Consider the following 11844-nt stretch of genomic DNA (forward strand, 5'->3'; position numbering starts at 1 on the left):
AGGGGTATGATATGACGCATGGTTTCTTAAAGAACAAACATTATCTAGCTCGAGATATGTTTCGAATTTGCAATGGCCTTTTTATGTGTCTCTTGCTTATTCTCATGCTTATTCCGCTTTTAAAGGTTTTTGCTGATTCTCTTGATCGTTCTGCTGTGTATGGCCTTACGCTCTGGCCTCGAAATCCTTCATTGGAAGCTTATCGGGTGATTGTCTCAAATAAGAATCTGTACCGGCCCCTTCTTGTTTCGATTTTTACTACCGTTACGGGGACATTGCTTGGTCTTCTTATTACGACCCTTGCTGCATACGTTCTTATTCAAAAAGATTTGATTGGCCGTGGCTTTTTTTCAAAATTCATTTTTATCACTATGATTTTTAACGGAGGATTGGTTCCTACTTTTTTAGTTCTTAAAAATCTAGGGATGACCAATACTCTGTGGGCTGTGTTGCTACCAGCCAGTGTAAATGCGTTTAATATCTTTTTAATGAAGAATTTCTTCGATCAAATCCCTACAAGCCTTTTTGAATCCGCTGAGATTGATGGTGCTTCTCCTCCTCAGGTGTTTTTTATGATTGTCTTGCCTCTTTCGGCAGCAGCCCTTGCATCGATAGGATTGTTTTTTGCCGTTCAGTACTGGAATGAATTTTTCGCCTATGTGATGTATGTCTCTAAACCGGAGCTGTATAATTTCCAGGTTAAATTGCGGGAGCTCATCCTAAACGAACAAAATCTGAACGATCCTACCATAATTGGGTACGGGAATATGGTAAAAAATGCATCAGTGGTGGTCACGGTTATTCCTTTCTTGTTTATTTATCCCTTTGCCCAACGATATTTTATTCAGGGTGTTACTGTAGGAGCGGTAAAAGAATAGAAGCCTGTGTATCAATTAAGTTGAAGGGAGGGATGAAAAAAAATCTCTCTGCTCTGCTACTCTGATGGGGCCCTCTTAAAAGGGCCCTTTTTTGTTTATTTTTTTGTAAATAGGACCTGTCGTAAATCATTATGTGCTGTTTAATAAAATTTACTTTCTTTTTATCAAAGCATTTTCTAAGTTATAAAGATCAATAATTTTTTCAAGGAGTTCGATATTGCGGATTAGGGGTAAGAAAATCATGTTCACTAGGAGTTACGGAATTCTCCAGAAGATAGCCTTTTAAAGGATTATTGGTCTGGGCGAGTTCTTCTCGTAGTAGAAAAGCAACCATTGCTGCTCCGTACCTATTCAGGTGAGTATTGTCTACACTGTCAGCCTTGTCGGTAATCCACGCGTGGAGATAAAGGGTCTTTTCACTTCCGAGGGCCTCGTATAGTTGTTGGGTTCTTCGACAGAGATCCAGTACGGTAACGCCGAGTTCTTTGCCCAATTGACGAATGCTTTCGGCATAGTCTCCTCCGGGATATCCCGGTTTATCTTCGGTGATATGAACGAAGGTTCCTTTATACAATCCAGCGGGATTTCTTCGGACAATAGGGGTGCAAAGAATGGGGGTAGCACCCCGATCTAGAGCAAGTTTTATATAGTATGAATATAAGTAGAATTTAAAAGATGATGGATCCTCTTTACTTCCCTGGGGATTAGTATAGCGGGCTTCTTCTGGTTTTTCATCGTTATGACCGAAACCAATGAGAAGAAAATCTCCCGCCTTTAGGTTTTGTATAAGATTTTGATAGTTTTGTTCTCTTATAAAACTCTTAGAACTTCTTCCAGAAAGGGCAAGGTTGACTATTTCGATATCCTTAAAATAGTGGAATAACTGGGTTCCATAGCCATACCGGGGATAGTAATATGGATCTTTAAAAGAACTAACAGTGGAATCCCCCACAAGATACAGTATTGGTTTGGTGGTAGTGCGGGGCCGATCTTTTTGTTCTACCTGTTCAACCTGTTCTCGATTAAATATCGCCGTATCTGTTTCTGATGTTTTTTGTGAGAATACATGTTCTGGGGTCATAAAAAGCATTCCTGTATACAGTAATGTCAGTATGTATGCTTTCATAATAAAATACTATACGTGCTTTTTTTATGATAGTTCTTACCAGAATTTAGATTATTCCGATTTTTTTTGAGTTCTTCTTTACTGTTTGCGTTTAATCTGGTGTGATGAATCCCTGGGCGAAGGAAAGACACTTTCCCTTTTTAAAGGTTTTTTCCCTCTCATTATTGCAATAATTAGGATGTTTTCTGAGAAGACTGCGTTGGATTTCAATCCCTTCAATATTTGGACTGGGGCTGTCTCTTTGCTTCCATCATTTTAACCACAATAAAAAGTTGGAATTGTACAAAAAATGGTCGGCATAAAATAAACAAATGGGGCTACGATACTTTTCACCATTAGGCAAGGAGGTAACCCTTTATGAATCGCTTACGATGGATGATTGTGGTGCTCACAGGTTTGGCGTTTTTTTCTTGTGCTTCCGTACCGGATTCTTCTTCTGCAGGTGCGACTACAACGCAAACTGCACCTGTAGTAACGGAAGCGAAGACCCAAGGGAATGCACCGGCGAGTAACCAGCCTGCAGGGGTACTGGTGTTCCCCGCGGATGCGAAGGAATTCAAAATTGAACTGGAATCGATGAAACTCACCGACATGCCCGTTATCGAAGATGCTAAGGCGTCTGAAGGTAAGGCTGTCCGGGTAGAAAAGGACAGTTCCCTGGCAACCATTCAGGTTCAATTCCCTGCGGGGTCCTATACGGCTCTGGTAAATGAAAAGGCCCCAAGTTCTTCCCAGGATGCTTTTTATGTGTTCCTTGATGAACGCCCGTACCGGGTATATCCCTCGGATCCTCCCATTGGGGATTGGGAATTAACCAAGCGGGTTCCGATTACCTTTACCGTATCGGAACCAAAAACGATTACCATTACGATTCAGCCCCATAGCCCCGCCAAAAAAGGCGAAACCGGTATGGCCCTGGATTATATCGTGTTTATGAAAGAGTAAGGAAATTAGGGAGTGTGTGAAGCCCCGTATCGTTATCTTAATTATTGAGGAATTTTTAAGGTTGAGCTAATTTTAAAAGGCTTACCTGTTAAAGGGGCGCCGTCTTGAGGGAAACCATGACAATGAATAAAAGATTGATTTTTGGCTTTTTGATGGGGGCTAGTATTTTTCTTTCTACTACCTGTTGTAGCTATGGGGTAAATCCGGGTAAGGAAAGTACAGCGGGGACGGCTTCGTATGTGACTGGCCTTGCTCAGGGGGAACAGGCGATTTCGGCATCCGATGCCTTTACCGGGTGGGCCTCCTACCAGGGGAGTGGCGATTTGACAGGGGCCACCGTATCGGCCCCATCAAAACCCGGAGGATACGGGGGGACCGTCTACACTGTAAACACTCGTTCGGCACTGCTCTCAGCCCTTTCGGCCGGGGATGCACGTATTATATACATTGATGGCATGATCGACATGACCGAGGGAATGCTTCCTTCTTCTGGTAAAGAGAGCACCAGTGGGCTTGATGCCTTTATCGCAAAATATACCGCCGAGGCGGTCTCGGCTAATTCCCTGGGTAGTGAGTATGTGGTTACCAGTTACAGTGCCTGGAAAACCTTGTATGCGAGTAAAGTTTCCTATACGGCAGATCCCTCAGGAGCGATTGTAACGGTACAGAAATACCTGGCCAATAAATGGAAGAGCCAGGTTCAAGTCCCTGTGAAAAGTAATACGACGATCATTGGCCTGTCTGCTAGTTCTGGAATTAAAGGGGGAACCCTCATCATCAGTGGGGTTCAAAATGTGGTTGTCCGGAATTTGCATATCCAGGATGCCTACGATCCCTTCCCCGCTATTGAAGCAAACGATGGGCTTAATGCCAACTATGATGCCATCAGCATCCAAAAATCCAAGTACGTCTGGATAGATCACTGTACACTGGAAGATACTCTTGCTATCAGCGATGAAGGTCTTGATTCGGTTACTACCAGTGATGGGGTAATGACAAAGTGGCAAACCTATGATGGACTCTGTGATATTACCAAAGCCAATGATTTTGTCACGGTTTCGTGGTGCCTCTTTAAAAATCATGATAAGACCATGCTGATTGGCAGTAGCGATTCCGATACGGGAGACCAGAATCATCAAACGATAACGCTCCATCACAACTATTTTTTAAATTGCCGTCAGCGGCTCCCTATGGTTCGATTTGCCACAATTCATATATACAACAATTACTATGGCATGGATGGAAGCGCAGGGCGCAGTAATAGTTATGCCGTTGGGGTACGAAAGGATTGTCAGATTGTGGCTGAAGAAAACTATTTTGCCTCCGGTATTGCCTATGCCTTTAAAGATTCCTATGGCGTTGTGTATAGTGCCGGTAATATTCTTGAATCCGGCGTGGGGAGCACTACAGCCATGAGTTCTTCCAAGCCCTGGGAACCTACCGCGTATTATAGTTATACCCTTCATCAAGCAGCGAATGTCCCTGCCTTGGTGTCTCAATATGCGGGGGCTGGTAAACTTTCGGTGCAAAAATAGGCTTTGTTGCGTGGGAGGCGAGGCCGTTTACTGGGGGCCTTTGCCCGCGGTAAAAAAAAATAGCCCCAGGTATCCCCATTGCCCCTGTCAAGTTCTAGAGACTCTCATAAAAAAGAAAAAAATGAGAGAAAAGGGACCCCTGTTGTGAGCAGGGGCCTTTTTTAATCTTTATAATAAAACGCTTTTTAGAAACCAGTAAGTTAAATTAGTCTAACTTTGTCTATTGACACTCTTTATGTGCCTGGCTATGATACTTCTGTCCTGTGCAAGGAAAGGTATCTTTCCTGACAGAGCCTTACTTCTTAGGAGGAACAGTATGAAAAAACATCTTGCGTTTTTTTGTGCTGCGGTTGTCCTGGCTGGTGCAGTCTTTGGACAAGCAACTATCAATGGGTATGTCCGGGCCATCGGAACCCTAACCGATGAGGGGAATTTTAACTACGTAGATCGACTCCGGCTTAATCTTAAGTGGACCGCCGATAATCTGGAATTTGCGAGCCGTTTCCAGCTTTCTAGTAAGGAACTGACGGTTAATACCAGCGATAAGATCACCGATATTGATGTGGTCTATGCTTACGGGAAGATTAATCTTTTTGGTGGCAAAGTGGTGGTGACCGGTGGAAAGCTCTACAACTACGATTACGATATTTCCTCTGGATATTCGGATTACGTGTTGGGGAATGTGTACAATGCCACGAGTGATTATACCGCTCAGAAGCAGGGGATGCTGTTGCAGGTACTTCCTGTAGAGGGCCTCAACATCGGTGTGGTGGCCCTGCCTGGTAATACCAAGGTTGGTACGGAAAATTTTGGTGTTTTTGGAAAGTATTCTATAAGCAAGGTGGGTGATATTGTTGTTCATTCATACTTTGCGGACAAGGATAACCTTAAGGATTCCAATGTGAGCGCCAGCTTTACCCTTACCGCTGTGGAAGGTCTTTCTGCTTCTGCGGGATACAAGGGGCTTACCAAGCATGCGGTATACGGTGTTATTGATTATTCCAAAGACGCCTTTGGGATTCAGGTTGCCCCTGAATACAATGTGACCGATAAGAAATTCTACATCGAAGGGGCCGTAAAGTATACTATTGCTGATGTAACCCTCATGGGCCTCGTAGGATACGATAAGGATCATGTGTATCTTTCTGGGGATTACCTCGTTGGTGCCGAACTCCAGTATAAGGTGGGTAATGGTCTTGTAGCATTCAATCCCACCTATACTCAGGATGAGGGATTCTCTCTCCCCATCGTAGTAAAGGTAAGTTTCTAAAGGGAACCCTGATAGAATCCTGATTCAGGAGTTATCCTGAGATTTCTGGGAGGGGCCTCAAAAGGGGCCCCTCCTTTTTTTCTATCCTGTACTATTCAATATTTACTTGCATATTCAAAAACTTCTGTAAAAAGCCTGTAGATCCGGTCTTTTCGTTTCTCTCTTTTCTGGTGTCCATTCCTGCCTGAAACATTTCGCTTTTTTAATACTCCAAAATACAAAAAGAAGGCGGAAAAATAATACCGAAGGGTGTTACCCTTATCGTATGAAACGACGCTATTACGGATTTAGGAGAGTTTTTTTATTGATGGGATTAACTATACCTCTCGTTCTTTCGGCTCAGACCAGTGAGTATCAAACCCAGGCTATTACAGGGGTAGATAAGCCGCTACCGGTATTCTATGAGGCCCTGCGGGATCGCATGCCTTTTATTCTTGGCTGGAAAGCGGATCTAGATTTCCCCAAATGGAAAGCGGTTGCTCTTGAAAAAGCTTGGGAAATAATGATCCCCTGGGAAGATAGTACCCCCTTCGATATGAAGATTATTGAGACGGTGGATCGGGGATCCTATAGGGCCCAGAAAGTGGTCTTTAATATCAGCCGGGATAGTCGGGTGCTGGCTTACCTTTTAGTACCCCATGGTACAGGGCCTTTCCCGGCAGCCCTGATGTTACATGACCATGGCAGTAAGTTCGATATCGGAAAAGAAAAACTTGTGGAGCCCTGGGGCGATGAAGAAAAAAGAGCTTCAAGCCGCGTCTGGATAGATAAATACTATGGTGGGCGCTATGTAGGGGATGAGCTTGCAAAACGAGGTTTTGTGGTACTTAGTTTCGATGCCCTGGGCTGGGGGGATCGTTCGGTAAAGGGCTGGAGTACGGAGGCTCAACAGGCACTGGCTGCTAACTTGATGAATATGGGGGTAAGCTATGCAGGCCTTATCGCCCTGGAGGATGTCCGGGCAGCTCGTTTCCTTGCTTCTCTTCCCGAAGTAGATACGAGTCGGCTAGTGGCGGTGGGTTTTTCCATGGGGGCTTTTCGTTCCTGGCAGGTGGCGGCCCTCTCGCCGGATATTAAGGCTGCGGTAGTGGTGAATTGGATGGCAACCATGCAGGGGCTGATGGTGCCGGGGAATAACCAGCTTAAAGGTCAGTCGGCTTTTACTATGCTGCATCCTTTTATTGGTCGATACCTGGATTATCCTGATGTGGCGGGTCTTGCGGCTCCCAAGCCAATGCTCGTATACGCGGGAGAAGCGGATACGCTGTTCCCCGTTCCTTCGGTGAAGCAGGCCTTTGAAAAACTGCAGGCCATCTGGAAAGCTGCTCGGGCTCCTGAAAAACTGGAAACTCGCCTCTGGGCGACGGGGCATATTTATGATCAAGAAAAACAAGAAGCATCATTTGTATGGTTAGAACGACAGTTTGGCCTGGTGAAGCAAAAATAGCAGGATAGAGAAATGTTGGGCTATGTAAAAACAACCTGGCCTGTGCCAGAGATCTATTTGTGGGAAAAGGGTCCATCCTCTTGTGGTGTTTTTTCCCATGAGTTGGTTGATGAAATTGTGGAGGAGCGATCGGCTGACCCGGTGGTGTGTCAGGATCGCTCTATCAGAAAGGTTTGCTATCCTTCTGTTTTCCCTATGATAGCCCCAAAACCGCTCCCCTTATCTGTCCTTGTAATACCCGGGGGTGGTTATGAACGGGTTGTAATTGACAAGGAAGGTTTTGAGATTGGTTCCTGGCTCAACAGTGTAGGAATTACTGCCTTTGTATTAAAGTATCGACTTCCCGAAGCTCCCCATGGGCAGGATCACGGAATCCCGCTCCAGGATGCGCAACGGGCTATGACCCTAATCCGGGAACAAGGGGCTTCCTGGGGATGGCCGGAAGGGAAGGTGGCGGTGATGGGGTTTTCTGCAGGGGGACACCTGGCGGCGGAACTTTGTACTCGTTGGGATACTCAAGTCCCAGCGGGGATTGCAGAATATATCGATGCAGAGAAATGTCGCCCTGATCTGGGGCTTCTTATATATCCCGTGGTTTCCATGCAGGCCGGTGTTACCCATCAAGGATCCCGTTCTCGATTGTTGGGCTTCCAGCCATCCCCTGAACTTGTGGAACTTCATTCGGCAGAATTACAGGTGCGGCAAGACATGCCCCCTCTTTTTATGGTTCACGCCCTCGATGATGGGGCGGTTCCGGTGGCTAATACGCTGCGGTTATGTGAGATTTGTAGTAAAAGGGGGCTTCCTGTGGAGGCCCATATTTTCCCCGAAGGGGGACATGGTTTTGGTCTTCGGGAAAAAAGCGGGACTATCGCCAGTTGGCCTGATCTTGCGGTCCACTGGCTTACGATACAGGGAGGTTTGAAATGAAACGAGGGAGTATCAAAAATTATGTGGTAAAAGGGGCCTTTTTTTGTTTGTTAGCCCTTATGATGGTGCCCGGAGTCATAGCTCAGGTAGGAAAGGCTATTTTGTATATTCCTGGCCAGAAGGCTCTGAATGTCCGGAAGGATCTGGAAGCCCATGGGTTTGGTCACTTGGATACGATTGAAAGTCATTTTTCTTTTGTCTTTGATGACCAAAAAAGAGTGGGTGCCTTACGACTTAATACTACCGATGGGGTTAATGATTTTTTTACTATCCCCCTTACGGGAGGTGAAAAACGGGTCACCGTGATTTTTAAAGCCCGGGGGGCTAAGGACGCGGATACGGGAACGCCCTTTGGGGTTTTCTGGGTAGGCTGGCAGCGGGGAGAGTATCAAGCCCTTTTGCGGCATAACCATAGTAATCAAATTAAGGGAAGCACCGGTCAAACAAGCCTTAAACCGGATGATATCGTTTCGGACTGGCATGAATTCCGTATGGTGTTTGAAGTGGAGTCGGACGAAAAGGCCATTACCGCCCGGGCCTATGTGGACGGTAAATTGCGGCACGAAACAAAGGCCTATGTAAAACAGAGTACCGAATGGGCGGGGGCAGGTCACTTTATTGCCTTTGGAGAGAACGATGGAAGTACCAATGGTTTTGCTCGGTACCTCTATGTCCTGGTGATTCCTGATGAGGATGTGCAGAACCTTTCCCTGGAAGAATTGGGAAAGCGGTTAGGATATGACTTAACAAAAGTGCCCCTTCTTGTACAGGATCAGGATCCACCAAGTAAGCGGCCTGCCACAAAGCCAGCGGGAATCACCATGTTGGCCTCAGAGGTTCGAAAGGAAGCAGGTTGGGTAGATCCGGCGGCTATACAGAATAACGAGATAGATCTGTCCCGTCTTCCGTACAGCAAAAATAAGGCGGAATTTATAGATCCTCGGCCCATTCTCCCGGATCTTAAAAAACTTGCTGGCTCCCGTCCTGTTCTTACGGTGGTACCTGGCGGGGGCAGTGGTACTTATGCCACCATTAAAGATGCGATCGATGCTGCTCAACCGGGATCTGTGATCTATATCAAGAAGGGCCTGTATCGGGAAAAGCTTAAAATAACAAAGCCCGATATTACCCTCTTAGGGGAAAGCCCTGTGTCTACTATTATTTATGGGTACGAAGCAGATACCGGTGGGATCGATGGCAATATTCTTGTAGACGTAAGTCTTAATGGAGAAAGTTTTAATGCGGTGAATCTTACTTTCTATAATAAAGGTGCCGAATGGAACAAAACCTGGGGAAGTTCGGAACGACGTTCGGTAACCCTTGCTACGAGGAATGTAGGTCAGGGGGTTATAAGAAACTGTCTCTTCCTAGGACAACAGGATACTATGTATCTTCGTTCTGGTCGGCTCTACTTTGAAAACTGCTACATAGAAGGAGAGGTTGATTTTATCTGTGGTGGGGCCACGGTTCTTTTTCAGCGGTGCCACATTCATTCTATCTATTATCCCCAGGGAGGCTATATTACGGCCGCAGCTCCTGCCGATTCTGGTGGTCTTGGCTTTGATAACGGCTATGTGTTTAATCAGTGCCTGTTTACCGCCGATCCTGCCCTACAGAGTGCTAAACCGGTGTTTTTAGGACGAGGTGCCTGGACGGGAGGAAGTAACGGCAAGGGCCCTGCTAAAGTGGTAATCATGAACTCTCGGATTTCTGCCCTCTCCAGTCAGGGTGGCTGGACCGATTGGGACAACGTAAATACGGCGGATAAACAGTTTTTCCGGGAATATCGCAATGAAGGCGAAGGGGCCCTTCTTACTGAAAGCCCGACGCGACGGTTCCTTACGGAAGAGGAATATCGTACCACCTATCAACGGCCAGAACTTATCCTAGGATACACTCCAAAGCTTCCGTGGTAAAAAATAAGGATTCCTTCATATGGACCTAATGGTCTATTTGGAGGGGTCCATCATGGGGCCCCCACTCCCTCTGGGGCCCTCCTTATCGAGAAAGAAGTCCGCGAATGAACACGAATAAACACCAATAAATTGAAAAATAGACCGTGGCAAGGCGACGTACTGTTTCAGCGTATCCGCTGTATGGACTAACGATCCACGAATGAACGCGAATAAACGCTAATAAATTGAAAAATAGACTGTCACAGGGCGGCGTACTATTGCAATGACTCCGCTGTATAGATCTAACGATCCGTGAATGAACGCGAATAAATTAAGGAATGGACCGTCACAGGGGCACGTGCTGTTTCAGTGCCCCCTTGCATGGTTCTAACGATCCGTACATACCTGCGAATGAGCACAATACGGGATTACGGGGTAGGTCTCCCTTCTATTCTGTGTACCGTATCCCCAGACAGAGGCCGACGGCCCGTTCTTTCCCAGGGATGTTGTCATGTATTGGGATGTTCAGGACCTCCGCCGCTTCGCCGGGCCGCTTTACTGCCAGGGTGGTAGACCCACCTCCATCGAGTAACAGGCCATCCCGGGCTCCTAACCGACGGAGAATTTCCGCCGTTTCCTGGGCCGTAGCCCCTACACTCGATCGTCGTCGTCCATCGATCACCAGGAGAATGATATGCTTCTTATCAGGGAGCACTCCAATGGCAGAACGGGGATTGCGGATGGCTCGATAGGGAAGAATCTCCCCATCCTTTAGAATGGTGAAAAAGCCCCCAATTCCGTAGGGAATTTCTTGAAGAAGCTGGGGATCTTTTATCAGGACCTCTTGTTCTATGATAGCCGCGGTTTTTTCCTGGGTTATGACAAGAGCACTATATCGGGGATGGGGAGGAGAAAGGAGTTCATACTTGTGAATACCAAGCCCGATGTGCTCCCGGATTTCTCCTTCCCTATCGGAGACGGGTCCAAAAGGGGCGGTATTAATTGCAACCAGACTGTTAGTTTTCTCTGCAAAGTGCCGGACCGTGATGGACCGTCCCACACCGGGGCGTTCTGCCGGTGGCCCCACGATTATTTTTAGCTGAGGATGAGAAAGGTCCACCATCACCGCCCAGCTTTCCAGGGGGGGATTGTGGATAGCAAAACTGGTATAGGCTATACCGGGAACGAGGGGAATGAATGGGGCTTCTTCCAAGTCCTGAATGGTGTCTGCCTGAAAAGTAATGGGGTAGGGGTGTGGTACAGAAGGTTCTTCAGGACCGGGGAGATATGCCGAGAAACTCGTGCAGGCGGTCCAGAAAAAGACAACCAGGAACCAGGCCTTTCTTGCTGTTTTTTTAAGGTATACCCTTAGGGGGCCTGAAACATCGCATCCCATGGCAGGTCTCTCTTTTTAAGGAAAAGGAACTTGGTAAAAAAATAAGGCCCTTTCCGGGCCTCATCATTCTATACCAATCTACGACTTTTGGGTGGTAATCTCTTACCATCCTTTCGGGGCATCCTCCAGCAATTGAGCCGTGCATACGTTGGATGAGCCCCTTCCCTTTTTAGATAGATAGGGAATTTCTCCACTTCCTGAGAAATTCCTCTGGGGATTTAGTATTCGGCTTTCCCCTTGCGGTTCTTCTTCATCAGCTTGCGCTGGATTGCCTTTTTCTTGCGGTTCAGGATGGTAGAAGGCTTTTCGTAGTATTCCCGCTTCTTAAATTCCCGGATGATGCCTTCTTTCTCGACCATCCGCTTAAAGCGTTTGATCGCCTTTTCCAGCATCTCGTTTTCATCAACGACAATGTGGGCCAC

General features: G+C 46.6%; 10 protein-coding genes. 7 read left to right on the forward strand and 3 right to left on the reverse strand.

Annotation, left to right across the window (positions count from 1 at the left end):
• Window positions 1-11 precede the first annotated feature (11 nt).
• Window positions 12-878, forward strand: coding sequence for a carbohydrate ABC transporter permease (locus tag C5O22_RS11665; protein WP_132782020.1), 867 nt, complete (start codon window positions 12-14; stop codon window positions 876-878).
• 202 nt (window positions 879-1080) lie between these two features.
• Here the strand turns inward: C5O22_RS11665 and C5O22_RS11670 are convergent, their stop codons facing one another.
• Window positions 1081-2004, reverse strand: coding sequence for an SGNH/GDSL hydrolase family protein (locus C5O22_RS11670; RefSeq protein WP_243692936.1), 924 nt, complete (start codon window positions 2002-2004; stop codon window positions 1081-1083).
• 357 nt (window positions 2005-2361) lie between these two features.
• On the opposite strand from C5O22_RS11670, the gene C5O22_RS11675 reads away from it, so the two are divergent.
• From C5O22_RS11675 to C5O22_RS11700, 6 genes are all read left to right on the forward strand, one after another.
• A complete protein-coding gene (locus tag C5O22_RS11675; RefSeq protein ID WP_132782022.1) occupies window positions 2362-2949 on the forward strand; it encodes a carbohydrate-binding protein in 588 nt (195 codons plus the stop codon).
• A 122-nt stretch (window positions 2950-3071) separates the two neighbouring features.
• Window positions 3072-4484 carry a pectate lyase family protein gene (locus C5O22_RS11680; RefSeq protein WP_165910516.1) on the forward strand — a complete coding sequence of 471 codons (1413 nt, stop codon included), beginning with the start codon at window positions 3072-3074 and terminating at the stop codon, window positions 4482-4484.
• Between the two features lie 316 nt (window positions 4485-4800).
• Window positions 4801-5754: a hypothetical protein gene (locus C5O22_RS11685; RefSeq protein WP_132782026.1), complete on the forward strand. Its 954-nt coding sequence runs from the start codon at window positions 4801-4803 to the stop codon at window positions 5752-5754.
• Window positions 5755-6061: 307 nt separating this feature from the next.
• Complete coding sequence (locus tag C5O22_RS11690) at window positions 6062-7201, forward strand: dienelactone hydrolase family protein (protein ID WP_132782065.1); 1140 nt, start codon at window positions 6062-6064, stop codon at window positions 7199-7201.
• A gap of 12 nt (window positions 7202-7213) precedes the next feature.
• Window positions 7214-8131, forward strand: a complete 918-nt coding sequence (locus C5O22_RS11695; RefSeq protein WP_132782028.1) for an alpha/beta hydrolase — start codon at window positions 7214-7216, stop codon at window positions 8129-8131.
• Window positions 8128-10047, forward strand: a complete 1920-nt coding sequence (locus C5O22_RS11700) for a pectinesterase family protein (RefSeq protein WP_132782030.1) — start codon at window positions 8128-8130, stop codon at window positions 10045-10047. The genes C5O22_RS11695 and C5O22_RS11700 overlap by 4 nt, the downstream gene beginning before the upstream one ends.
• A 427-nt stretch (window positions 10048-10474) precedes the next feature.
• On the opposite strand, the gene C5O22_RS11705 is transcribed toward C5O22_RS11700, so the two are convergent.
• Together C5O22_RS11705 and rpsU are read right to left on the reverse strand one after the other, a co-directional pair.
• Window positions 10475-11422, reverse strand: a complete 948-nt coding sequence (locus tag C5O22_RS11705; RefSeq protein WP_132782032.1) for a phosphodiester glycosidase family protein — start codon at window positions 11420-11422, stop codon at window positions 10475-10477.
• Window positions 11423-11640: 218 nt separating this feature from the next.
• Complete coding sequence (rpsU, locus tag C5O22_RS11710) at window positions 11641-11844, reverse strand: 30S ribosomal protein S21 (RefSeq protein ID WP_132782034.1); 204 nt, start codon at window positions 11842-11844, stop codon at window positions 11641-11643.

Origin of the sequence: Treponema sp. J25, assembly GCF_004343725.1 — a bacterium.
In the GTDB taxonomy this organism is placed as follows: Bacteria; Spirochaetota; Spirochaetia; order Treponematales; family Breznakiellaceae; genus J25.